Genomic DNA, 24,401 nt, shown 5'->3' with positions numbered 1-24,401 from the left:
ATATCTCTGCTGGGTGTGGGATTCGCCCAATGGAAGCCAAGGCGACGCCCAAGAACAAGTCGAGAGTAGGGGCGACCGCGCCAGAAAGGAGCTCCCGCCTCGGCGTAGTACCGAGTGAGCGGCGGCGACAGCGAACGATCTCCATCCACGGCGGCGACCGAGCACCCGTTTCGCTCTTCATCGTGAAAGAATGAGGGCCATGTATACGTTCTTCCGACTCGGCTAGCGATCCGCTAGCCAGTTCGAGGCCTCGCCCGCGGCTAGCGATGCGGGAGCAGACCTTCTGGTCGCTCCCGACCGCTACCGGGAGGAACACCCATGCCCTCTGTGCGCCTCGGCGCGGCAGAGTCGATCACCCACACCCTAACCACCAGCTCGCCTCCGCGTGTCCTGGTGCGCACCGTCAGCGGCCTCGAACCGCTCGCCGCTGCCGAGCTGACCCAGGCTGGTCACCGGGTGATCGACATCTCCACACGCCAACTCCTCGTTGAACTCGGCTCCGCGAGCATCATCACCGCCCCACCACGGCTGGCCGATGACCTGTTCCTAATCGGAGCAGATGTGCCCGACCCGGGCCGGACGAAAGCCGATCTGGCCTCGCTCGCCGGGAGGCTCCGACGCCACCTCATGATCCCCCTGACTCACCGCCCGCGCGAAGCGATCTCGGTGAGCGCGTCCTTCCTCGGCCGGCGCGCCTACAGCCGGTTCGACATCGAAGACCTCACCGGTCAGGTCATCGCCGAGCGCACCAGCGGCTGCTACTACTCTCGGCGCGAGGGCAACCGGCCACCCCCGCAGCGAGCCGACTGGCGTGTGGTGATCGACGGCACCCGCGCCATGGTCGCGATGCGACCCTTCGACGCGCCTTTGCACCGTCGCGACTGGCGCACCCGCACCGTGACCGGCAGTCTGCACCCACCGGTAGCCGCCGCGCTGTCACGACTGGCGCGCATCGAGCCCGGCCATCGTGTGCTCGACCCCTTCTGTGGTGCGGGAACCCTTCTGCTTGAAGCCCACCGGCTCGAACCCGGTGCCGACAACCTCGGCATCGACCATGACCCGACCGCGATCGCAGCCGCCCAAACGAACACCGCACCACGATGCGCGGCGATCACCTGGTGCAGAGGCGATGCGCGTGACCTGCTCAACCTGGGGACCAAGATGGACCGGATCGTCACGAACCCACCCTGGGATGTGCGAGTACGCATCGACGACCCCAGATCGCACATAGACCTATGGCGCCGAGCGATCAGGCCTGATGGGCTCCTGATCGCCATCGTCAATCAGTCACAAGCAGAGCTCCTGCAAGACGCGGCACGCTGGCACGTGACTGAGGCCCACGAGATCGCGGTGGCCGGTCAACACCCTTGCATCGTCATCGCCCAACCGAGCCCGTGACGCGGAGTGCCCCTGTGGTCACCAGAAGACTTCAGGCTCGCCATCTGCGGCGGTGTCTGAACGTAGGAAGTATTTGAACCCGTCGCCGGCGTCTTCTCTCACCACTGGTCAGGCGGGAGAATGGATTACCAGTTGTACTAGGAGGGACGATGGCTAAGAACGAGCTCGTCGCCGCCTCGACCTAGAGCGGTCACGCCTCTTGCAGATCGAGGGGAAAGTTCCCGAATCAACTCTGCGTTTACATCGCTGGCGGGTGCAGGACAGTCAGGATACCCGGGGCGAGAATTGCGGTGCGATCTGCGTGGGGGTCGGCCGAAGCTCGGTTGCCGAGCCCCAAACTCCATATCGCCTGGTTGCGACTATCGGCTATTCCATTCAGTTGACAGCAGAGTGCTAGAATGCTGTCATATCGATATGGAGGTGGCATCATGGCAGTCCTGACGGTGCGCAACGTTCCTGATGAGGTACATCGTGCGTTACGGGCCCGTGCCTCAGAGCACGGCCGGAGCGCCGAGGCAGAGGTACGCGAGATTCTTAGCGCCGCGCTCGTGCCATCCCGCCGTATTCTGCTCGGCGATGCGCTGGCCTCGCTCGGCCGCGATCTTGGTCTTACCGATGACGACGTTGCTGCCCTCGATGAGGTGCGTGATCGGACCCCGGCGGAGCCGCTGGCATTGCAATGATCGTCCTGGACACCAACGTCGTCTCCGAGGCGATGCGTCCCGAGCCTGACCCGAGTGTGCTGCGCTGGCTCAATACACAGGCTGCTGACACTTTGTATCTGTCGAGTGTCACGCTCGCGGAGTTGCTGTTCGGCATCACTGCCCTGCCAGACGGGGCGAGGAAGCACCGGCTAGCACAGGCCCTTGACCGGCTGCTGGCGTTGTTCCCCAACCGAGTGCTGCCCTTTGATCAGGAGGCCGCACGACGCTATGCGGACATGGTCGTAGCTGCTCGTGAGGCCGGCCGTCCCCTGCCGACCGCGGACGGCTATCTTGCTGCCACCGCAGCGGCGCACGGTTTCGTCGTCGCCACCCGGAACATCCAGCACTTTGAGGACACCGGTGTCGAGCTGATCAATCCCTGGGACCACGGCTGACAAAGTCCGAATCAACGCGAATAGACTAAGAACCCCAGAAACTAACCGATCAAGACCGCGCTACTTTTGCAGGCCCACGGCGTTCTCAACTCGGTGTAGTGCGGTCTCAGGCGTCGATGATGATGGTGACGGTGCCTCGGATCTGTCGAAGCACGGCCGGGCCTACGTTGCCGATTCGTGCGCTCACCCGCGTAGTCGCGACGGACCGGATGTGCTGGCACTGCGCGGCAGAGACGGCGCTGAGCCCGTTGTGCCCGTCGGGTTCGATAACGATCTCGGAGCCGCTGTCGCGGATCGTGCGTGTGAGAGGAACAACCTGGACGACGTTCGGGCCACCATGGAGGATCCGCTCAGCGGTGATAACGACAGCGGGCCTGCGCAGACCCGCCTCTGCGCCCGCTGGTGCACCGAGGTCGAGGTCGACGACGTCACCCGGCGTCAGCATCGAGCCAGGCAAGCTCGTCGTCGCGCAGGGGCACGGAAAGGCTGCGCCCAATAGTTTCCTGCTCGAGCAGGCGTGCACCGCGGGAGACGGTGTCGGTCAAGGACTCGCCACGCCGGGTCGCCAAGTCATTGAGGATGTCGCGCGTTGCGCGGCTGACCCGAATCGTTGTTGTATCGCCCATGCTTTCAGGCTAGCAGGTGTAGATGTTCTAGTCTACACGCGTCCGTCTCAGCTGCGAGACGTACACTGCGAACCGCAGAAAATAGCCGATCAAGGCCAACTACTTTTGCGTCGCTACGGCGTGCTCAACTCTGCGTAGTGCTGCATCACGGTGTGCCTCGCGGCGTTCCTCGCTTCGCATAGCAGCGAATGGACACCTGGACAGTGACTGGTCCTGTCGACCGTGATCGAATAACACCTGAGAGATGTCTTACTGGCCGGGAATATGAACTAGGCGCTCGTTATTTTCGCATGTCAGAGGCGCGTTTCCCCGTTACCCCGCCGCTTCAGGTCTATCCTTCATCGGTGGATTTGAGGACAAACACCAGATGCGGTGGGGAGTATCCCGCTACAGTTATAGGCAGTAGAAGTCAGAAGTCTAGGTGAGGACCTGAGGATGACTAGCACTACGAGAAATCAAGGCAGCGGCACCGTAAGCAGCGGGAAGCGACACGGGGTAGTGGTTGGCGTTGATGGATCTGACCACTCGATAGGGGCGCTGCGCCTGGCGGCAGAGGAGGCCGGTTACCGTGACGTGCCGCTGACTCTCATAGCCAGCTATGCTGTCACGGGCTACGCAATAGCTGCCGCTGATCTTAGCCCGCAGATCATCGACGAGAACATCATACGACGTGAGCTTGAAGAGCTACTCGAGAACGCATGTGAGCACATCGATACGTTTGACGGGCAGATTCGCACCGAAGTTGAACGCGGCGATGCAGTTAACGTTCTGCTGGACTATTCTCGAAACGCAGAGCTTGTCGTGGTGGGAAGTCGAGGCCGTGGAGGCTTCACTGGACTTCTGTTGGGATCAACCTCCGCAAGGCTCCCTGCCCATTCAAAAGCCCCTGTGCTGGTAGTCCCGCGCAGATTCACCCAAGCTGCCCTCGCCCCAGGCGCCTCACCCTTGGATAGCAACGCGCCGATCGCCGCAGGAGTTGACGGGTCCAGCCAGAGTCTCCTTGCAGCGTTAGAAGCGGCTCGTTTGGCGATAGAACGAGAGGTGGGACTCAAACTGGTCTCAGCTCTACCGCCCGTGGAGCCAGACGTGAGCTGGACACCATTACAGGAACAGCGACGACGGGCGTTTGACCATATCCGTCAACGCTGTGAGCAGGACGCGAACTGGCTGCAGGAGCTCTACCCCGGATTAGAGCTACAAAGTGAAATCGAGGAGGGCCGGGCGGCCGAAATCTTGATCGCAGAGACCGGCAAAGCTCAGGTGACCGTCGTGGGGACGCGAGGTCGGGGCGGATTCTCCGGAATGCTACTGGGTTCTACCTCCAATGCGACAATGCACCACGCCGCCGGACCGGTGATGGTGGTGCCGGCCTACGAAACCGATCTTCTGGGGAAACATCCTCGCTTCACGGAGAAATAAGAAGAGTTGGAGCCAGCCAGTCACTTCAGGTGCTCATCGCCGACCAGTGGTAACACCGCCATTTGTGGTCCTATCAAGTCGTTTTTGTGGTATTGGACCCTGTCCCCCCACTAGTTCCGTATCCATGTTCGGAGTAAAATCGCGGCCATGCAGAACACGCCCTCGACCCCAACCACCGAGGTCCTGCAGTCCCGTGACTGCTGGGACCTGTTGCGGAGCGTCTCTCTAGGCCGGTTAGCTGTCTGGACCGGCGATCACCCAGAGATCTTCCCACTGACCTACCTGACCGACCAGAAGACGATCATCTTCCGGACCGGCCCCGGGACCAAGCTCTCTGCAGTGCTCGGTGACACACCGGTAGCTTTGGAAGCCGACGAGATCGATACTCGAACCAACATCGCATGGAGCGTCGTTGTGAAAGGTCGTGCCCAGCAGATGGAACACACCGAAGAGTTCCTTACCGGCAATGCGCATCGGCTGATCGCCTGGGAAGCTGGGACCAAAGACTACTTCATCCGCATCACCCCGGAGGTAGTGACCGGTCGTCGGTTCTTGGTAGCCGGCCCCCATGCCTGGGAGGCGTCCCTGGACGATGCTTCCCGATCCGGACTGGAGTAACCACTTCGTAATGGTTCTGGGATGATCCCGGACGGTGCGGTGGCCCTTGGTCGGGTGAGCGTGCTCGGTGGTTCAGGGCCAGCCGCTGTGTCTCGAAGGCGCAGATATTACCCGCCGTTCGTCTCGAACTACCCTGCGAACTCACTGGATCCTGAGTACAGGGAATCAGCGGCCGAAGAGGACCTGGGCTTCTTTGTAGCGCTCGGCGGGAACCTCCTTGAGTCCGTCCAGGGCCTCAGCAAGATCCACCTTGACGATCTCGGTGCCGCGTAGTGAGGCCATATGGCCCCAGGCTTTCTCGTGGACCAGGTCGAGGGCCTTCATGCCGAACCGGGTGCCCAGCACCCGGTCGTATCCGGTGGGGTTTCCTCCGCGCTGGATGTGCCCCAAGGTGGTGTTGCGGGTTTCGATGCCGGTGCGTTCTTCGATCTGTGCGGTCAGCCACTCGCCGATGCCTCCCAGGCGCGGGCGCCCGTCAGCCTCCTGGCCCTTGGCGGCCAGGGCTGCTTCTGAGCCTTCGGGGATGAATCCCTCGGCGACCACCACCAGCGGTGACCGGCCGCGGGAGTACACCTGCTCCACCCACTCGCAGACTTGGTCCACATCCACTGTCTGCTCGGGGATAAGGATTGCGTGAGCTCCGGCGGCCATCCCGGAGTGCAGCGCGATCCACCCCACATGCCGGCCCATGACCTCGGCGACCATACAGCGATGGTGGGACTCCCCGGTGGTGCGCAGTCGGTCCATGGCATCGGTGGCGATGCTGATCGCAGTGTCGAAGCCGAAGGTGTAGTCGGTGGCCTTGAGGTCATTGTCGATGGTCTTGGGAACTCCCACGATCGGCAGCCCCTCGTCGGCCAGTCGCTTGGCCCCGGCCAGAGTGCCTTCGCCGCCGATGGCGATGACCGCGTCGATGTCATGGCGCTTGAGCTGTTTGGCCATATTCTCCGGGCCTCCACCGGGGTGGTTGTAGGGGTGGGTGCGGGAAGTCCCGAGAATGGTCCCGCCCTTGCGGGAGAGACCACGGACGTCATGGCGGGTGAGTTCCACATAGTCCGCCTCGATGACGCCCCTCCAACCGGCCTTGAAACCGACGAATTCATCGCCGTAACTCTTGATGCCATGCAATACCGTGGAGCGGATTACCGCGTTCAGCCCGGGGCAGTCGCCACCGGAGGTCATCAGCCCGATGCGCATGGTTCAGCTCATCCCTTCATCTTCTGACGAATGATCCTGACAGCGCCGACATGGATGGTTTCGCTCAGCGCGTGGGTGTCAGTCTAACTCCGCTGGACCCCCGAGGTAACCCTTTCGATGTCCCGGCGCTGATCACGGAAACGAGATCGCCCGGTTTGACGAGGCCGTACTGCGTTCCGGTCTCGTGCCGGGTCGGCAGGATATCGAAGAGTTAGGACGCTTTCGGCTGTGCTGGCATTCGTAGGCAGTTTGTGCGCTGAAGTAGCAGCGAAGGCCACGCGCACATACCCAGCTTGGGTGCCCCCAGAGCAGAACTGTTCGCTGCCTAGTGACCTCTCGTTGTAATTCACACAAGCATACCGATATGTGCCCGGCGTAGTAGACTGAGGGAGTCTGGTCCAGCACCGTACCAGCCGTGTTGCACCGGCCGTCACGTTAAACTCGTTCAACTGTGAAGGCAAGGCATGAGACCCTCAGAGATCATCGCAACTTTCGGGCCGGCCAGCACCGTGCAGGTTTCCCATCGTGCCAACGCGGTGATGCTCTCCAGGGACCACGGAGTATGAGCGAATCTGCTGAGCTGCACGTTCCAGTGTTTTTCGTCTCCGACAGCACCGGCATCACTGCCGAGACTCTCGGTAATGCGCTGCTCATACGTTTCCCAGGCATTCAGTTCGATCGCCGTGTCTTCCCCTTTGTGGAGACGCCGGAAATCGCACAGGAGGTACTTCACGAAGCCAGTACTGCGAGCTCGGCGCCGTTGATACTCATGACTGTGAAGAGCCCGGAGGTGGCTGCGGTGTTTGTTTCTGACAAGTGCGCCGTTGTGGACCTGCTGGGAGGACACCTTGGAGAACTCGAGCGGATCCTCGGTGTCAAGAGCTCAGAAGATGCGGCAAATTCTCATGGTGTGGGGGACTTGGAGCGATATCACTCACGGATGCGCGCGGTCGAATACGCCCTGGAGCACGACGACGCCCAAAGCGTGAGAATGCTGGATCTGGCAGATCTCATCATCATCGCTCCCTCCCGGTGTGGTAAGACCCCTACCGCGCTCTATCTGGCTCTGCGGCACGGCCTGCGGGTGGCCAACTATCCCCTCACAGAGGATGACTATCCGGCACTAGATGTACCGAAGGCGCTGGCACCGTTTACGGCGCGGTGCTTCGGATTGACCAGCACCGCCCAGCGCCTGAGCCAGGTGCGTCAAGAGCGACGACCAGGCAGTCCCTATGCAAGCCTGCAGCAGTGTCGTCGCGAACTGCGTTGGGCAGAGAACCTCTATCGAAGACACCGGATCCCGAGTCTGAACTCTGAGGCCAAAAGCGTCGAGGAGATCGCAGCAGTGATGCTGCACACAATGGGGTTGCGTCACAGTTAGGCAGAAACTACTCAATGGGAGGACCCGATGCGCAATATTCTATGGTTCGACGAGATCACCTTATCTGATATCGCTCAGGTGGGTGGGAAGAACTCTTCACTCGGGGAGATGGTCGCCCATCTCTCGCAGGCAGGGGTGCGAGTCCCAGGTGGCTTTGCGACGACCGCGGATGCCTACCGTGGTTTTCTTGCCTCGAACGGGCTTGACCGGCGGATCAAGGACGCTCTGGAACACCTGGACATCGAAGATGTCGGTGAGCTTGCCCGTGTCGGAGCACAGATCCGCGCGTGGATCCAGGATCAACCATTCCCCAGCGAGCTGGAACAGGAGATCCGCCAGGCCTATGACAGGCTGATAGCAGAGGATCCGGATCCCGACTCGGTGACGTGGGCGATCCGCTCCAGCGCCACGGCCGAGGACCTCCCGGATGCTTCCTTCGCAGGCCAGCAGGAGACGTTCCTGAATATTGGGGGAGCTGAGAACGTGATTGCCGCTGTGCATAGCGTTTTCGCCTCGCTGTACAACGATAGGGCGATCGCCTACCGGGTCCACCATGGTTTCGCCCACCACGAGGTGGCACTTTCGGCTGGTGTGCAGCGCATGGTTCGGTCTGATATCGGGGCCTCGGGTGTGATATTCACCGTGGACACCGAAACGGGATTCGATCGTGCTGTCTTTATTACAAGTGCCTATGGTTTGGGTGAAGCTGTGGTCCAGGGTGCGGTGAACCCCGATGAGTTCTATGTCTACAAGCCCTCTCTCCGTGCCGGCCGCAAGGCCATCCTCAGCCGCGCATTGGGCGAGAAAGCTGTAGCGATGCGCTATGCCTCCGGCCGAGGCCTAGAGAGCAGTACTGTCTTCGAGAAGGTTGATCCGGCAGACCGCGCACGATTCTCGATCACCGAGGCCGAGGTCACTGAGCTCGGTCGTTACGCCGTGGCCATTGAAGATCACTATGGACGACCGATGGATATCGAGTGGGCACGTGATGGAGTGGATGGCCAGCTTTATATCCTGCAGGCGCGCCCAGAAACAGTGGTCTCCCAGAACGCTAGTCAAATCCTGCGCCGTTTCGTGCTCAAGGAGCGCAGCGAAGTGCTGACCACCGGCCGCGCCATCGGCCAGCGCATCGGCACGGGGCCGACGAAGATCCTGCGATCAGTAGCAGATATGGACCGCCTGCAGCCCGGCGATGTGCTCGTTGCCGAGGTCACCGACCCCGACTGGGAACCGATCATGAAGCGTGCCTCAGGAATCATCACGGAGCGTGGTGGTCGCACCTGCCATGCGGCGATCATCGCCCGCGAGCTTGGCGTGCCTGCAGTGGTCGGGACCAGCGACGCCACCCGGACGCTGACCGATGGTGAACCAGTGACGATCTCCTGTGCCGAAGGCGACAACGGCATCGTCTACGCAGGAACCCTGCGATTCGAGGAAGAAGAGACCTACCTCGATGAGATGCCGGAGGTACCGGTGAAAATCATGATGAATGTAGGCACCCCCGATCAAGCCTTCTCCTTCTCCCAGCTTCCACACCGCGGGGTGGGACTCGCCCGGCTCGAATTCATCATCAACCACCAGGTCGGCATCCATCCACGGGCACTGCTAGAACACGACAGCCTCCCGGCAGCGTTGCGCCAACGCGTGAATGAGAAGATCACCGCGTTTGCATCGCCGCGGGAGTACTTTGTGCAAAGGGTGGTAGAGGGCGTGGCAACCATCGCGGCTAGCTTCGCCCCGGAGCCGGTGATCGTGCGGCTCAGTGACTTCAAGACCAATGAGTATGCCAACCTCATCGGTGGCGAACGCTACGAACCACGAGAAGAAAACCCGATGCTCGGATACCGGGGTGCATCCCGCTACATCTCCGAGGAATTCCGTGAGTGTTTCGAGATGGAGTGTGAAGCGCTACGCGTGGTCCGTGAGGATATGGGCTTGGAAAACGTAGCCATTATGGTGCCCTTCGTCAGGACAGTCGATGAAGCCAAAGCCGTCATCGACCTGATGGCTCAGAATGGGCTTCGCCGAGGGGAGAACGGCCTGAAGATCATGATGATGTGCGAACTGCCCAGCAACGCCCTGCTCGCAGACGAGTTCTTGGAGTATTTCGATGGATTCTCCATCGGTTCGAACGACATGACCCAATTGGTACTCGGTGTCGATAGGGACTCAGATCTCGTGGCTCATACCTTCGATGAACGAGACCCGGCAGTGCTCAAAGTGCTCTCTACGGTGATTGAACGCTGCCGGGCGCATGGAAAATACGTCGGCATCTGTGGCCAGGGACCTTCAGACCATCCAGATCTCGCCCAGTGGCTTGTTGAGCAGGGCATCGAGTCTGTCTCACTGACTCCGGACACCGTGGTGCAGACCTGGCTGAGCCTGGCCGCTAAGAGTTAGAGCGGGGGCTTCCGTGCATCAGTGGGGCCGGTCATGGTCTCCATTTACCCACCTGAACTGGTCTGCCATCACTGTAGCCGCTCTCATCCGGATCGAGACCGCCCCACCCAGCAGGTACACCTCAGGGCAAGTCATCAGCCGAGGTATGCCACAGAAGTGATTGACCAGATTAACTAATTTCAGTCAAAATGCCTCAATGGGTATCGACGCGAACCCGCCGCAGACCGGGTATGTAGTGGCACATGCAGGCTCACAGATCCGCGCTTGGCTCACCGGGCCTGCTGGTGGCCCGTTGGTCGCCCTGAGTCACGGTGCCTCGATGGACCATCAGATGTTCGATGAACAGCTCGGGCCGCTCATCGGTGCCGGGTATCGGGTGCTGACTTGGGACATCCGCGGTCACGGCCGGTCCCAGCCCATGGGCCGGCTCCCTATCGAAATTGCTGATATGACCGACGATCTGTTGGCCATCTTGGATCATCTGGATGTCTCCGGCCCGATCTGTGTCGGTGGGCAGTCGCTGGGGGGCTACATCGCACAGGAGCTGGTGCGCCGCGAGCCGGAGCGGGTGGCGGCGGTCGTGATCATCGGGTCGACCTGCACCACTATGCCGATTGCCTGGTGGGAGCAGTGGGCACTGAAGTCTTCCGCGTGGTGGTTCGTGCCCTGGCCATGGGAGCACCTCAAACGCACCATCGCCAAGTCAACGGCTCAGCGACCGGAGGTCCGCACCTACGCCGAAAACGCGATCAGTATGATGTCCAAGACCGACTTTGTACAGATCTGGCGAGCGGTCACACAGTCGATACGGCCAAAGCCCGGATACCGGATCGAGGTGCCGCTGCTGCTGACTCACGGCGACCAGGACCGCACGGGCAACGTCGCGCGAACCGCGCCTGCATGGGCAGCACGAGACCCACGCTGCCAGTATGAAGTGATCCCGCATGCCTCCCACAACGCGAACCAGGACAACCCTGAGCACTTCAACAGCGTCCTGCTGGATTTCCTGACCGAGCATTACCCGGCCGGCGGCACATGACCGCTCGGCGACAATAGTCAGGCGGAACTACTTCGGCGACCCTGCAACGGGCTTCTTGCGGCCTGGAGTCACTGCGCGCATCAGATCCAGCTGGGGTGTGAGTGGCACCAAAGCCCGCGATGGTGGGAAGGACGCCGGCTGTTCTGCTACGGTAATGGAAGCCCCGCGCAATGTATGCGCTCCGGATCGACTGGAAGGAGGAGCACAATGACTGCCTTTGTCCTGCCTCCGTATCCTTCACTTTTCAACGAGGTCGCTTCCGCTTTCTGACCTTCGGCGACCTCCCGATCCTGGAGCGTCTCCACATGTCTTCTGTGCGTACAGGCACACATCTTTCTAACCCTGACTCTGATGCAGTCCCACTGCAACCTGGGGCTGATCAACGGTGGTCCACCTGGACCGAGGTCACCCCCACTCAGCGCGGACCGCGTCCTCATCCTGACTGGCTGGTCACCGCCGCCGGTGCTTTCGACACCGAACTCGGCGTGGTGAAATCCGGAAAAGAAGCCGAGGTCCACCTCATCGAACGCGCGGTCCCCGGTACCACCGGCTGTCTTCTGGCAGCTAAGCGTTTTCTGGGCTCCCAACACAGTGATTTCCACCGATCCTCTGCCTACACAGAGGGGCGAGAAGTCCGCGACAGCCGGGAGGCCCGTGCCATGAAACGCAAGTCCTCCTTTGGCCGAATCGTGGCGGCCGGGGAATGGGCCTTCGCCGAATTCGAGGCGCTTGTCAAGGCGTGGAAGGCAGGTGTAGCCGTCCCTTATCCGGTGCAGATCAACGGCACTGAGATCCTGATGGAGTTCATCGGAGAGGACCGGGTTGCTGCTCCAAGGCTTGTCCAGAGCAGACCAACGGGAGTAAAACTTGCCGAGGCTTACGACCAAGTGGTGAGCATTCTGGAATCCTTCGCTCGCATGGGGTATGTGCACGGTGATTTCTCGCCGTATAACTTACTCGATGACGGCGGCAGAATTGTGGTCATCGATCTGCCTCAGGTGATTGATGCGGCCGTGAACCCGATGAGCCTGGACTTCCTCCACCGGGATGTTGTGAATGTGACCACCTGGTTCAACCGCCGTGGTTTAGATGCCGATCCAGAGGCCTTGTTCGCTGACCTGGTGGCACAGATGTGGTGATAGACCTTACAGCCTGAACGCCTCCAGCGAATAGCCCACCCGGTGCCATTGGCCGGGGGAGAGCTCAATCAGGTCCTTCCCTGAGTTGAAGGCGTTCGGTGGGCAGGTCATCGGCTCCACTGCTACCCCGGCCCGGTCAATCCGCTCGCCGGTATAGACCTGCGCCCAGGGGGTGTCAGAGATCATCCGCACCATGAAACCGCTGGGCCCGTGCAGCAGCTCTGCGCTCCAGCCCTCCTCCGGCAGCCCGGTATAGGCATGGTCAATCCGCAGGCCTGCCAGTAGGGGGCCGTCGGTGAGATCTAGGTCGCCGGCAACCGGGTTGGAGCCTACTACCTTGCCGCTGGGCTTGGTCTTTACCACGGTTTTGGCCGGAAGCCGCAGCCGGCAGGACTTCAGCGGGGCGTCCGCTGCGGTGAGATAGGGATGGAAGCCGGCGCCATAGGGGGCAGTGGGCAGCACCGAATCGTCACCGTCTTCTTCGATTGGTGTATACCTTGTGCTCAGGGTGGTGGTGAGCCCCAGGTGGCCGGCGACCCGGTACACCAGCACCACTTCCAGCCGGAAGGGGTAGCCGGCAGTGGGTTCGATGACTCCGGCAAGGTGCACCTCCGATTCCCGCTGGTACTGGATGCCCAGCTGGGTGTCGTAGAGCAGCCCGTGGATGGCAGCCCCGGTCTCTTCCTCATTGGACTCCAGTGCGTACTCAGCGTCTCCGTAGCTGTAGCTGGCCTTGACCACCCGGTTGGGCCAGGGCGCCAGCACCGCGCCGAGGAAGCCTGTTCGTTCGTTTCCCGGCACCTCCTGCGGGGCTCCCGGGTCCCCTGCTCCCTCTTGTGTTGAGCGCTCCAGTGGCACGATGAGGTTCTGCGGGGTGCCTGTGGCGGGATCCTGGCTGGTCAGGCTCAGCAGCGCACCGCCGCGGGTGGCGATCGCAGCGGAGTACCCGCCGGCTGAGATGGTGACATTGGGTGCAGAGGCGGTCATAGTGGTGGTCTCCTTCGCGTGAATTCTGGGACAACACTAACTAACCCCTGCTCAGTTGCCCACTTTTGGGGTTGCGCGGCGTCGTACACTAATGGCCCTATGAATTCACCAGTAGAGACTCCGCACAGCAAGCGGCAGGCAGACTTTTCCCGTCCGGCGGCCGGGCTGGGCGGCAGCTTTGTGCACCAGCCGGGCACCAAGATGGTGTGCCTGGACATTGACGGGACCATCGTGAACCATGACGGGTACATGTCCGAGGCGGTCAAGCAGGCCGGGCGCGCTGTGGTGGCAGACGGGAACACGGTGGTGATTGCCACCGGGCGCTCGCTGCAGGCCACGTTGCCGATCATCGAGACCTTCGGCATCACCCACGGCTATGCGGTCTGCTCCAACGGTGGGGTGACCCTGCGCATCGATGCTCGCCCTCCCGAGGACGGCGGGCTGGAGGATGGCTATGAGGTGATCGATCAGCAGGCCTTCGACCCGAGTCCGGCGTTGAAGGCCCTGAACAAGCGGCTCTCCACCGCCCGGTTCGCCATTGAGACCTCCGCCGGGCATTTCATTGCCACCGAGCGGTTCGAGGATCTGACCTTCGGACTGATTCCGGAGCCGGTGAGTATGAAGCAGATGAAGCGCGCTGAGGCGGTCCGGCTGGTGGTGAACTCCGACGACGCCACGGCTCACGAGTTTGCCCGGGCGGTCAAGGATATCGGGCTGCAGGGGGTCAGCTACTCAGTGGGCTGGTCAGCGTGGATCGATATCGCCGCCGACGGGGTCACCAAGGCCTCGTCCCTGGAGAAGCTCCGCGAGAAGCTCGGTGCCCCAATGGAGTCCACCGTAGCCTGCGGGGACGGGCGCAACGATATCGAGATGCTGCAATGGGCCCACCGGGGGGTAGCGATGGGGCAGGCTGTGCCCGAGGTCAAGGAGGTTGCCGATGAGATCACCGGCACTGTCGATGAGGACGGCCTGGTCGATGTGCTGAACTCGATTCTGAAGGGGGATGCGGTCGCAGCCCTTTAGATGCCACACCTGCGCCCCCCGGGACCAGCTCAGCGCAGCTGATCAGCCAGCTGCGCCACGGCGGGCTCGCCCACCAGATCACCACCCAGCATCGGCAGGGTGAGGATATCTGCCCCGGGCAGCAGTGTGCCGAGCTTGCCCAGCTGCTCCTCCTCTTGGGTACGTTTGGCGGCTAAGAACTCGCCCTGATCGAGGGGGGAGAGACGATTGACCACGACGCCGCCCACCTTCACTCCCAGCCGCTCAAGCTGGTGAAACAGCTCAGCTGACTCCAGCACCGGCACTCGCTCAGCAGTGACCACAATGACAAAGCTGCACAGGATGGGATCAGTGATCAGCCCGCGCAGCTTCTCGAATTTTCCCCGCCGCTGGGTGAGTACCTGACGGATCCGGCGGTCCCGATTGGCGCCCTCGGAGCTCTCCGGATCGTCATTGTCCAGGGCACGGATGGCCGCACCGAACTTCTCCGCCTTGGTGCGCCGGTTCAGCAGCCCCTCGGTCCAGGCAGACATGATCTCCGGCAGAGCAAGCAGCCGGGCGGTGTGCCCGGAGGGGGCGGTGTCGAAGATCATCAGGTCATAGTCCCGCTCAGCCAGCTCCACCACCTCGGCGATCCGTTCCAGAATGGCCGACTCATGGGTGCCGGGGGAGGATCGGGCCAGATGAAGATGAGCATCCACCTGCTTGTGCAGGTGATCCGGCATGAAGTCGCGCAGGGTCTGCCCCACCTGGGCCAGGTGGTGTTCGATGGTGGCGGTGGGATCGATCTCCACCCCGGCCAAGACTCCCGAGCCACCGTCATCAGCCAGCAGCACCGGTTCATCACCTACTGGCCGGTCCCAGAGGTGGCCCAGGTTGTGCGCGGGATCAGTGGAGACCAGCAGCACCCGCCGGCCAGCCCGTGCCTGGTGTAGGCCCAGGGCAGAAGAGACTGAAGTCTTGCCGACCCCACCCTTGCCGCCGATGAACAGCAGGCTGCGGTCTGCCGCCAGCTCTAGCAGCACTGCATGCCGTCCATCGGGGAGCGGTCCAGACCCTGCCGAATATGCCAGTCGTGCATGCGGTCCAGCATCTCCGGCAGCAGCTCCAGGGTGGCCCCGGAGGCCGGATTCGGCACACCGAGCGCTTCAGAGAGCACCAGCATCATGAACAGATCTTCCTCGTCACGCTTGGCCCGGGCGAAGACGCGCCGATAGGGGGCCACGTAGAACTCACGCAGCCCCCTCTCAGCTCGCTGGAACCAGCGCGCTGGCCCCGCCGGCGGGACCAGGTCCCGCTCGGCTTTCGGCCGGTTGCGCCGGCGCCGGCCTTCACGCCCAAAGCCGTGCATAACCGTACTCTACGTGGTGGTGAGCTTCTGGTCCTCGGTGAGGGCGACGTCGTCCTCTGGGTCCTTGGGGCCCTTCCACGCGGCGAGCATGGAGATCACAGCCTCCAGTAGCACCCAGGTAGCAGCCACCACGATCACTATATCGATGGTGAACAGCAGCCAGTCCCCGGCTTGGAAGAGGTCGACCAGCTGCACCAAGGCGGCGTAGATCGTCATGAACAGCACGAACACCGCAGGCAGCAGCACCGGTAGGAACGGCCGGCCCTTGCGGATGAGCATCACGGTCAGGATGGTCAGGGACAGTCCGGCCAGCAGCTGGTTGGTGGTGCCGAACAGCGGCCACAGCCTCATTCCGCCGGAAGCGTCTGCTCCTTGGGAGAAGGTCAGCGCGAAGGCCAGCACCACGGCGATCAAGGTGGCTGCCAGAGTGGGGATCTTCACCCCGGCGATCTGGCCGATCTCCTGGATCACGAACCGTTTCAGACGGGTCGCAGTGTCCAGCGTGGTGGCTGCGAACAGAATGGCCATAGTGGCCAGGATGGTTGCCGCCAGCCCCTGAGGCAGGCCGAGGCCAGCGTTGAGAATGTTCGCCCCGCCCTCCACGAACAGCGGCACACCGCCGGAGGAGAAGGAGTCATAGACCTCGCGCCACTGGGTGAGGCTCTGAAAGCCAGCAGTGGTGGCGATGATCGCGCCCAGGGCCAGCAGGCCTTCGCCGACCGCGCCGAAGTAGCCCACGAAACGGGCGTCGGTCTCCTTGTTCAGCTGCTTGGAGCTGGTGCCCGAGGAGACGATCCCGTGGAACCCCGAAATCGCGCCACAGGCGATGGTGACGAACAGCAGAGGAACGATGGAGGGAGTGTCGGCTGGGACGGCGTCGTTGACTGCCGGTGCCACCACAGTAGGGGTGGCCAGCAGGACTGCGCCGTAAATGATGCCCAGACCGACGAACAGCTGTACTCCGTTGATGAAGTCACGCGGCTGCAGCAGCACCCACACTGGAAGCATCGAGGCGATGCCGGAGTAGATGAACAGCAGGATGATCCAGATGGCATTGGGAGTCAGGCCGAAGGCACCCTCCTCGGGCAGCGAGATCGGGTAGGCGTTGCCCAGCAGGATCAGTCCGTAGAGTGCGATGACGCCCACAGCTGTCACCACGATCAGGTTCCATTTGAATCGGTAGATGGCTTGGCCGACCAGCACGGCGACCACCAGGGCACCCCAGGTGGGGATGACCGCCCCGGGCTGGGCCACCAGAAGGTTGGAGATGACCACGGCAAAGGCAGCCAGCACCATCAGGATCAGCAGGAAGATGACCACCAGGAACAGGTTTCGTCCGCGATTGCCGATATAGGTGCCCGAGAGCGCCCCCATGGACTTCCCCTTATTGCGCACGGAGGCCCACAAGGTGCCGAAGTCATGCATACCGGCCATGAACACCGTGCCCAGAGTGACCCAGAGGAAGGCGGGCAGCCAGCCCCAGATCACTGCCACGGCTGGGCCCACAATGGGGGCTGCGCCGGCTACTGAGGTGAAGTGGTGTCCCCAGAGGATGTAGCGGTTGGTGGGCACATAGTCCACACCGTCTTCGAATTGATGGGAAGGGGTCTTGAACTCAGCATTGAGTTTGTAGACCCTCTTCGCCAGGAACTTTGAGTAGAGGAAGTATCCGGCCAGCATCATCGCGACGCCGATGACGGCCAGCACCAGTGAGTTTGGTGCGTCCATGGTGGCTCCTGAGTGATCCGTTGGTGTAAGTGCCGCCGGACATATTACGTCTGCATGTGACCGGCGTAACTTTTAGGTTTCGCAGGTCCAGTATATGGGCACTGTGTGATACACGCCACGTATGAGTGACTGTGGTGGTGTCGCTTCGCTCAGGCTCTTCAATCGTCTGCCCGCATTCGGGCAACCCTGAATCGCCTCGGGCATTGCGCCGCAAGCGCTGCATGCCACTCGGCTCAGTCGGGTCTCGGCATCTCCCAGCTGAGCTGGGGGCTTCCCTCGGTTGAGTCGGGCGTCGTCGTGTGGAGTCTTTTCCCAGGTCAGGGTGATGATGTAGGGAATACCGGTACATGAAGCGAGTGAGATTGTGAGTTGCACCCCGTGTCACATCGAAACCCTGCACACCCGAACACCGGCAGCCACCGTGTAGTGGAGTCCAGCTATGCCACTGACCAGACTGCCGTGAAGAACCCTCTGCCCAAGGCCACTGCAGCTGAGACCGCCGCGGTGCTCGCCGAGGTGGAGCTGCCCATGATTATTAAGGGCCCCATCATCCGCCGGCCCAAAGTGGTCTCAGCGGTGGAGCGGCTGGGCCTGGAGGCTCGGGCGGTCAAGCGTATGCAGACCATGGCCCAGAAGTACGGCCGCGGCCCGCTGATGCTGGCTGTGCCCGGGCGGAACATGGCTACGGTGCTGGATCCCGACCATGTGCACCGGATCCTGGAGGAGTCTCCGGAGCCTTTCGCCACTGCGGAGACGCTGAAGGTCCACGCCCTGAAGCACTTTGAGCCGAAGGTCGCGCTGATCTCCGAAGGCGCGGACCGGGCGCGGCGCCGTGAGGTCAATGAGCAGTTGTTGGACCACAACCATCCCATCCACCGGATGGCGGAGCAGTTCATGCCCGCGGTGCGCGAAGAAGCCGCCGCCCTGTTGGCCGAGATTGCAAACAACGACGACGCCGGCCAGCTCGACTACGACACTTACTTCACTGCCTGGTTCCGTCTGGTCAACCGGGTGGTGCTGGGCGACTCCTACCGGGATGGCGCAGAGCTGATTGAGCTGATGCAGACCCAGCGCAAGCGGGGGAACTTCGCCTTCCTGCGCCCCGTGGACAAGGGTGCGCGGTCTGAGATTCTGCAGCGGATTGAGCAGGCGGTGGAGAAAGCCGAGCCGGGCAGCTTGGCTGCATTCATGAAGCAGATGGAGGCCGCCGGGGAGGCCGACACCTCCCGGGATGAGAATGTGCAACAGATCCCCCAGTGGCTGTTTGCCTTCGATCCGGCGGGGATGGCCAGCTACCGGGGGCTGGCGCTGCTGGCAGCCCACCAGGACCGGCTGGATGCCGCTCGGTACCAGATTCAGGATCAGGCCGGCGCCAAAGCTCCGATGTTGCCGCTGCTGCGGGCCACGGTGCTGGAGTCGCTGCGGCTGTGGGCCACCACCCCGATGATCCTTCGCGAGACCACCCGGGAGGTGGAGTTTGAACATGGCGTGATGCCGGCCGGGACCACGGTGCTGATCTTCGCTCCCTTCTTCCACCGGGACGAGAACAACCTGGACTTCGCCCACCGGTTCGCCCCGGAGGTCTGGGATCACGAGCGCACCCGCGAGGAGTGGCCACTGGTGCCCTTCAGCGGCGGCCCCGGGATCTGCCCCGGCCGGCACCTGGTGCTGCTGCTGACCTCCAACTTCATCGCGGAGATCGTGGGGAACCGGGGCATCGAGCTGACCAGCCATGAGCTGGAGCCGGGGAACCTGCCCGCCCTGCTGGACAATTTTTCCCTGGAGTTCCGGCTCTCACCCCGCTGAAGCGGAACCCTTGCCCTCCGGGACCCGCACCGACCACGGCACCTCTCTGCAGACTTGCGCGTCTCAACTGGAGGAATAAGCGTGTTTTCTGTGGGTTATCTCCTCAGTTTGGGCACCTGAGTTTTATGCGGCAGGGATAAAGTGGCCCTATGGCAGAGTTCAGGGTTCCCAAGGATGATCCCTCCCTTTCGCTGGAGGAGGTCTGGCCGGTCTTCGGACTGCGGATCATTTCCCCGCGGCTGATCCTGCGCCAGGTGCGTGAAACCGATTTCGGCGCCTATGTGGCTGCGGCCTCCTCGGGGATCATGAAAGGACCGCGGAACTCCTTTGCCTCGCCTTGGGATGAGAACACGCCTACGGATATCGCCAAGAACTCGCTGACCTGGCTGTGGTCCAGGCGCCCGGCCATCGGCCCGGATTCCTGGTATCTGATGCTGGCGGTCTTCGTCCGCAGCGAGGACGGCAGCGAGGGCCCGCTGATCGGTATGCAGGATGTTTGGGCGGAGAAGTACCGGGTGCTGCGCTCCCTTGAGACCGCCAGCTGGCTACGCGCCGACCAGCAGGGCAAAGGCTACGGTAAGGAGCAGCGGGCTGCTGCCCTGCTCTGGGCCTTCGATCACTTCGACGCCGAGTACGCCCAGTCCGGCGCCTACGACTGGAATGAGCCCTCCAAACGGGTCTCGGAGTCTCTGGGTTACTTCCAGTGCGGCACTAAGCGGGTCACCGACGCCCACGGCAAACAGCCGGAGTGGGAGATCGCCTACCGCATGGCTAAGAGCGATTTCATCCGGCCCAGCTGGAGTGTGAAGGTGGAAGGCAATGAGCTGCTCAAAGACTTCATGCTGCTCTCCGATCGGCACCTCTGGGACAATAGCGACCAGACTCCTTGACCCTCACCTTGGTTGAGGGATTTAAGTAGTGGCTATGAATCACGACGCCGCTACTGGGCTCCTCACTATCGGGGAGGTGGCCCGCGCCTCCGGGCTGAGCATCTCAGCTCTGCGCTTCTACGACCGGCAGGCAGTGTTCGTCCCTGCTGAGGTCGACCCGGCCACCGGGTACCGCTGGTACACACCGGAGCAGCTCGACGACGCCAAGTTGCTTGCCCGGCTGCGCCGGATCGCCCTGCCCGTGGCAGAGATTGCCACTGTGCTGGCCCGGGGCGACCCGGAGGTGACCCGCAGTGTGCTAGACCACCACGTCGCAAACCTCGAGGAGGGGCTGGCCGCCGCCCGGGCTGAGGCCGGGTTGATCACTGAGCGCGGTGGGACAGAGGAGGCCGCCTCCCCGCCTTCCGGACGGACTGCCCTGACTCTGGCAGCCGAGGATCTGCTGACGGGTCTGCGCACAGTGCGCCATGCTGTCGGCACAGATCCAGATATGCCGGCCATTCACGGCGTCTTTGCAGTGGGTGTCTCTGGCTGGAGAGGCCAGCAGGGCCGGATACGGTTGGCAGCGACGGACCGCCGCCGGGCGGCCTTTGCCGAGGTGCCCGCCCTGGTGGACGGGAGGCTGCGAGCACTGCTGCCCACCGAGTTCGTCGAGGCCGTGCTGCAGATGACTCCGCCGCTCAGTGGAGAAGTCGCTCTCGTGCTGGAAGCCGGTGAGGTGAGTCTCCGAGCAGGGGAGCAGCACGTCCTGCGGATGCCGGTACCGGAGGTTGCCTTCCCGGACCTGAGTCACGCGATTCCTAAGGCCCGCACCAGTGTCATCCTGGAGTCCGAGCAGGTGGCAGAGCACCTGGCAGAGCAGGGCGTCGCGCTCAACCAGGACTATATGGATCAGGCACTCGGCGCCCTAGATCCGGCGGAGGCAGAGAGCGGCGGCCCGGTGCAGCTCCGCCTGGACCTGGACGGCCCCGCTGAGCCGCTGGCCATCCGCCGGGCGGAGGAACCGGGCACCTTTGTAGTGGTGCTGCCGATTGTTCCGGATGCCGGGCGATGAGCGAGCGTGATGCTCACCCCGAGCTGAGTGAGGAGCCAGCGAACGTGCCGTCGATATATTGGCTCTGGCTGGGCGGCCTGGCGTGGACCACCATCGGTGTCAATCTGCTCTCCTTCGGAATGGTATGGACTGCTACGGCACATAGTGGGCTACTGGCCGGCGTCGTGCTCTTCTCCACTACCTTGCCCCGGGTCATACTGGCACTCTTCGGCGGGGCCGTCGCAGACCGGCTGGGTCCACTGCGTCTCATGTTTACCTCCGATGCCGCCATGTCTGCCTTCTGTGCCTCCGCTGCGGCCCTTGTCGTGGTGGTGGGTCCACATCCAGCATTGCTCATCGGGGTGGCCCTGATGCTTGGTATCGCCGATGCCTTCTACTATCCCGCGGCTGGAGCAGTGCCGAAGTTCCTTGTGCCATCGGCTGGTCTGCCCCGGGCTCTGTCGGCCCGTCAGCTGGTGATCTTTGCAGGGTCAGTGGCCGGACCTGCCCTGGGCGGGGTCGCGGTCAGTGCGGCGGGGCTGCCGCTGAGTCTGGCCCTGGGCTCGGCGGGATTCGCGGGCATGCTGCTGATTCTGGCCAAAGTCCGCCGCCGTATGCAGCAACCAGCACACCAGAACCACGCCGCCACGCCTTCTGACGTCATCGGCCAGATGCGTGCCGGGCTGAGGTTCGCGCTGACCACCCCGCTGCTACGCGCAGTGGTCCTGGTGACCTCAGCCTTCGCGCTGTTCGTGCTGCCGCTGACCTCGATCATGGTGCCCCTGGTGGCTCGGGACCGCGGATGGGAGGCCGAACTGGCAGGCGTCACCGCAGGGGTGTTCAGTGCAGGCATGGCGGCACTGGCACTCTGGGTGATGTGGCGCAGTGGTGCTCAGCGGGCCGGCGCCGCGGCCATCTGCGGCATGCTCATCACCGGAGCTGGGATCCTCGGCTTCGCCGCTGCCCACTATGAGGTGTGGGCCATCCTGGCGGTGCTGGTCACCGGTCTGGGTGCTGGTCTGTTCAGCGCCCATCTCGGCCCATTGTTCGTGGCCGCCACTGCGCCGGAATACATGGCTAGGGTTCAGTCAGTGATGATGATCGCCCAGGCCGCACCCATGATGATCGCCGGTCCAGTCATCGGTGTGTTGGCAGATCTGCTGCCAGTCGGCGTCATTGTGCTCATATGGGGTGCCGGGGCTCTCGTGGTGGGTTGCGGCTCCCTGTTCAGCCGTCCGCTGCGCAAGGCGCAACGACCCAGCTGAGGAGTAGCCCAGCAACCAGGTGTGGAATGGAAGTTTTTACCGCAAATTACCGTAAAAAACCTGCCCGAGGCTCGTCACGTCACCAGATGTTCAGCAACATGTCATAAACTCTTTAGATGGAATTTGTGCGACGTTGGCCGTACACCTTCATCAGTGTTGTCGCGATTCTGACTGTTGTGGCAGCCATTGCTGCCTCCAGCTACACCGGCGTGGGGCTGCGCGATCCCGAGGGATTCCTGGGTCCTGCCTATATCCGACTGCCGCTGCTGGCAGCCCTGATGTTCCTGGCCGGACTGATCCCGGCAGCCATCCGGCGTAGCGGCTGGAAGCAGATCCCACGCGGTGTGGTCGAGGTCATCAAGCATGAATGGACGCTACGCCGGATTCTCTACATCTGCACCGGGCTGCTGGCCTTCTACATCTGCTACGTGGGTTACCGGAACCTGAAGTCAGTGCTTCCGCTGCTGACTGATGAGGTGCTCTGGGACACTGAGCTGGCGGCACTGGACCTGTGGATGTTCGGCAACGTGAACCCAGCCTTCGTATTCCAGGACATGTTCGGCACCGGCATCTCGGCCGCAGTGCTCTCCTTCGTCTACCTCATCTACCTGCCGGTGGTGCCGATCAGCCTTGGTGTGGTCCTGGTGTTCAGCCGTGACCTCACGGTGGGCGCCTGGTACGCCACTGCGATGAGCCTGAACTGGATTGTGGGCACCGTCAGCTACTACATCCTGCCGGCGGTGGGCCCCATCTACTATGAGGGCACCCAATGGGCCTACGCCGCACTGCCGGAAACTAACACCTCGGCTCTGCAGGACGCCCTGTGGCGCAACCGCGAGACGTTCCTGGCTGACCCGGCCGGAGCCGATGTGATCCACGGGGTGGCGGCCTTCGCCTCGCTGCACTGCTCGGTGACCTTCACCATGGCCCTGTTCGCCCATCTGGTGATCAAGAACAAGCTGTTGCGCATTGTGGGGTGGGCGTTCTTCGGGCTGACTTTCATCGCTACCCTCTACTTCGGCTGGCACTACCTGGTGGACAGCCTGGCCGGGGTGCTCATCGGCTGGCTCTGCGTCGCCGTGGGCGCCTGGGCCACTGGCAACTGGTGGGCCAAGCGGCGCACTCTGAAGTCCGATCTCACCGAGATCGACCAGGACGACGACGCCAGCTCAGATGACAGCCCTGCAGACCATGAGACTGCCAGCACCCCGGTACGCGGCCTGGCCGCCCGCTCTGCCGGTTGAGCCTCGCCGGGGGAATCCCGCCAGTACGGGACGGGAGACTAGGCTTAATGGAATGAGTAGTGCAGAGCCGGAGCTCGCGGCCACACCAGTGCTGCTGACGCAGCGGTTGCGGCTGAGGGCACCTGATGAGGAGGATGTCGAGTTCGCGCTGGATGTGTACTCCCGTCACGAGGTGGTCCGCTATATCGGAACCGGCGAGGTGCAGACCACTCGTGAGCAGGCGTGCTACCGGATTGCGCGCTACCGGTCACAGTTCGGTCCCGCCGCCGGTGTCTGGCTGATTGAGCAGCGTGACGCCCGATTGGGCCGAGCGAAGACCCGAGTTGGCTCGGAGCCTTCCGAGACCCGACTGGGCCCAGCGAAATGTGGCGCTTGCGGCGCAATGTCCGAGGCGACTGAGGGTTGCCCGCAATGCGGGCAGGCGATTGAGCAGAGTGAGCGAACCAATGGCGCCCGGGTCGGGTTCGCTCTGATGAAACCGATTCCCTTTTCCGAGGGTGTGGAGGCTGAGCAGCAGGACATCGAGATCGGCTGGCATCTTCACCCGAGCGCCTGGGGCTCAGGTTTCGCCTCAGAGGCGGCTCAAGCTCTGGTTGACCATGCGCGCGCTCAGGGGCTGGGGCAGCTGGTGGCAGTGACTCATGCGGAGAATGCCGCCTCCCAGGCTGTGGCCCGCCGTCTTGGCATGAGGTATCGAGGTTCCACCGACCGCTACTACAACACCGCTTGTGAGCTCTTCACCTTGGACCTCTGAGGGCTGAGCTGTGACAGGATTGAGC

At 62.7% G+C, this 24,401-nt stretch carries 23 protein-coding genes; 16 read left to right on the top strand and 7 right to left on the bottom strand.

Annotated features, from left to right (window positions below; translation table 11 throughout):
• Window positions 1–318: 318 nt before the first annotated feature.
• From F0311_RS06705 to F0311_RS06695, 3 genes are all read left to right on the top strand, one after another.
• Complete coding sequence (locus F0311_RS06705) at window positions 319–1,398, top strand: methyltransferase domain-containing protein (protein ID WP_150461141.1); 1,080 nt, start codon at window positions 319–321, stop codon at window positions 1,396–1,398.
• A 398-nt stretch (window positions 1,399–1,796) separates the two neighbouring features.
• The gene (locus F0311_RS06700; protein ID WP_223881170.1) at window positions 1,797–2,081 is read left to right on the top strand and encodes a FitA-like ribbon-helix-helix domain-containing protein; all 285 of its coding nucleotides are present in this window, start codon (window positions 1,797–1,799) and stop codon (window positions 2,079–2,081) included.
• Window positions 2,078–2,497, top strand: coding sequence for a type II toxin-antitoxin system VapC family toxin (locus tag F0311_RS06695; protein ID WP_150461140.1), 420 nt, complete (start codon window positions 2,078–2,080; stop codon window positions 2,495–2,497). The genes F0311_RS06700 and F0311_RS06695 overlap by 4 nt, the downstream gene beginning before the upstream one ends.
• A 106-nt stretch (window positions 2,498–2,603) precedes the next feature.
• On the opposite strand, the gene F0311_RS06690 is transcribed toward F0311_RS06695, so the two are convergent.
• Window positions 2,604–2,942, bottom strand: a complete 339-nt coding sequence (locus tag F0311_RS06690; RefSeq protein WP_150461139.1) for a type II toxin-antitoxin system PemK/MazF family toxin — start codon at window positions 2,940–2,942, stop codon at window positions 2,604–2,606.
• On the bottom strand, window positions 2,926–3,123 hold the full coding sequence (locus F0311_RS06685) for a hypothetical protein (RefSeq protein WP_150461138.1): 198 nt from the start codon (window positions 3,121–3,123) through the stop codon (window positions 2,926–2,928). The genes F0311_RS06690 and F0311_RS06685 overlap by 17 nt, the downstream gene beginning before the upstream one ends.
• Window positions 3,124–3,558: 435 nt before the next feature.
• Here F0311_RS06685 and F0311_RS06680 point away from each other — a divergent pair, with 435 nt between their 5' ends.
• Window positions 3,559–4,542 (top strand): universal stress protein, encoded by a 984-nt coding sequence (locus F0311_RS06680; protein ID WP_150461137.1) that lies wholly within the window; start codon window positions 3,559–3,561, stop codon window positions 4,540–4,542.
• 147 nt (window positions 4,543–4,689) lie between these two features.
• Window positions 4,690–5,160 (top strand): pyridoxamine 5'-phosphate oxidase family protein, encoded by a 471-nt coding sequence (locus F0311_RS06675; RefSeq protein ID WP_150461136.1) that lies wholly within the window; start codon window positions 4,690–4,692, stop codon window positions 5,158–5,160.
• Window positions 5,161–5,325: 165 nt separating this feature from the next.
• On the opposite strand, the gene F0311_RS06670 is transcribed toward F0311_RS06675, so the two are convergent.
• Window positions 5,326–6,357 (bottom strand): 6-phosphofructokinase, encoded by a 1,032-nt coding sequence (locus F0311_RS06670; RefSeq protein WP_150461135.1) that lies wholly within the window; start codon window positions 6,355–6,357, stop codon window positions 5,326–5,328.
• 562 nt (window positions 6,358–6,919) lie between these two features.
• Between F0311_RS06670 and F0311_RS06665 the strand changes: the two genes are divergently transcribed.
• From F0311_RS06665 to F0311_RS06650, 4 genes are all read left to right on the top strand, one after another.
• Window positions 6,920–7,738, top strand: a complete 819-nt coding sequence (locus tag F0311_RS06665; protein WP_150461134.1) for a pyruvate, water dikinase regulatory protein — start codon at window positions 6,920–6,922, stop codon at window positions 7,736–7,738.
• Between the two features lie 27 nt (window positions 7,739–7,765).
• The gene (ppsA, locus tag F0311_RS06660) at window positions 7,766–10,138 is read left to right on the top strand and encodes a phosphoenolpyruvate synthase (RefSeq protein ID WP_150461133.1); all 2,373 of its coding nucleotides are present in this window, start codon (window positions 7,766–7,768) and stop codon (window positions 10,136–10,138) included.
• A gap of 196 nt (window positions 10,139–10,334) precedes the next feature.
• Window positions 10,335–11,177: an alpha/beta fold hydrolase gene (locus F0311_RS06655; protein ID WP_150461132.1), complete on the top strand. Its 843-nt coding sequence runs from the start codon at window positions 10,335–10,337 to the stop codon at window positions 11,175–11,177.
• Window positions 11,178–11,482: 305 nt separating this feature from the next.
• A complete protein-coding gene (locus F0311_RS06650; RefSeq protein WP_191089776.1) occupies window positions 11,483–12,316 on the top strand; it encodes a serine protein kinase RIO in 834 nt (277 codons plus the stop codon).
• Window positions 12,317–12,322: 6 nt separating this feature from the next.
• Here F0311_RS06650 and F0311_RS06645 read toward each other — a convergent pair whose 3' ends face one another.
• On the bottom strand, window positions 12,323–13,303 hold the full coding sequence (locus F0311_RS06645) for an aldose epimerase family protein (RefSeq protein ID WP_150461131.1): 981 nt from the start codon (window positions 13,301–13,303) through the stop codon (window positions 12,323–12,325).
• Window positions 13,304–13,402: 99 nt separating this feature from the next.
• On the opposite strand from F0311_RS06645, the gene F0311_RS06640 reads away from it, so the two are divergent.
• Window positions 13,403–14,326, top strand: a complete 924-nt coding sequence (locus F0311_RS06640) for an HAD family hydrolase (protein WP_223881169.1) — start codon at window positions 13,403–13,405, stop codon at window positions 14,324–14,326.
• A 29-nt stretch (window positions 14,327–14,355) separates the two neighbouring features.
• Here F0311_RS06640 and F0311_RS06635 read toward each other — a convergent pair whose 3' ends face one another.
• From F0311_RS06635 to F0311_RS06625, 3 genes are read right to left on the bottom strand one after another with little or no spacing between them, the layout of a single operon-like run.
• The gene (locus F0311_RS06635) at window positions 14,356–15,330 is read right to left on the bottom strand and encodes an ArsA family ATPase (protein WP_150461130.1); all 975 of its coding nucleotides are present in this window, start codon (window positions 15,328–15,330) and stop codon (window positions 14,356–14,358) included.
• Complete coding sequence (locus F0311_RS06630) at window positions 15,321–15,656, bottom strand: cory-CC-star protein (RefSeq protein ID WP_223881168.1); 336 nt, start codon at window positions 15,654–15,656, stop codon at window positions 15,321–15,323. Before F0311_RS06630 ends, F0311_RS06635 begins: the two co-directional genes overlap by 10 nt.
• 9 nt (window positions 15,657–15,665) lie before the next feature.
• Window positions 15,666–17,384: a carbon starvation CstA family protein gene (locus F0311_RS06625; protein ID WP_150461129.1), complete on the bottom strand. Its 1,719-nt coding sequence runs from the start codon at window positions 17,382–17,384 to the stop codon at window positions 15,666–15,668.
• Window positions 17,385–17,762: 378 nt separating this feature from the next.
• Between F0311_RS06625 and F0311_RS06620 the strand changes: the two genes are divergently transcribed.
• The 6 genes from F0311_RS06620 (at window position 17,763) to F0311_RS06595 (ending at window position 24,376) form a co-directional block, all read left to right on the top strand.
• Window positions 17,763–19,190: a cytochrome P450 gene (locus tag F0311_RS06620; protein WP_223881167.1), complete on the top strand. Its 1,428-nt coding sequence runs from the start codon at window positions 17,763–17,765 to the stop codon at window positions 19,188–19,190.
• A gap of 149 nt (window positions 19,191–19,339) precedes the next feature.
• Complete coding sequence (locus tag F0311_RS06615; protein ID WP_150461128.1) at window positions 19,340–20,080, top strand: GNAT family N-acetyltransferase; 741 nt, start codon at window positions 19,340–19,342, stop codon at window positions 20,078–20,080.
• 34 nt (window positions 20,081–20,114) lie between these two features.
• Window positions 20,115–21,134 (top strand): MerR family transcriptional regulator, encoded by a 1,020-nt coding sequence (locus F0311_RS06610; protein WP_223881184.1) that lies wholly within the window; start codon window positions 20,115–20,117, stop codon window positions 21,132–21,134.
• 44 nt (window positions 21,135–21,178) lie between these two features.
• A complete protein-coding gene (locus F0311_RS06605) occupies window positions 21,179–22,378 on the top strand; it encodes an MFS transporter (RefSeq protein ID WP_191089775.1) in 1,200 nt (399 codons plus the stop codon).
• A 116-nt stretch (window positions 22,379–22,494) separates the two neighbouring features.
• Entirely contained in the window at window positions 22,495–23,622 is a 1,128-nt protein-coding gene (locus F0311_RS06600) for a phosphatase PAP2 family protein (RefSeq protein ID WP_150461125.1), read from the top strand.
• Window positions 23,623–23,674: 52 nt separating this feature from the next.
• Window positions 23,675–24,376 (top strand): GNAT family N-acetyltransferase, encoded by a 702-nt coding sequence (locus F0311_RS06595; protein WP_191089774.1) that lies wholly within the window; start codon window positions 23,675–23,677, stop codon window positions 24,374–24,376.
• Window positions 24,377–24,401: the final 25 nt, after the last annotated feature.

Origin of the sequence: Nesterenkonia ebinurensis, assembly GCF_008711175.1 — a bacterium.
GTDB lineage: Bacteria > Actinomycetota > Actinomycetes > Actinomycetales > Micrococcaceae > Nesterenkonia > Nesterenkonia ebinurensis.
This window is presented reverse-complemented; position numbering and strand designations above follow the sequence as displayed.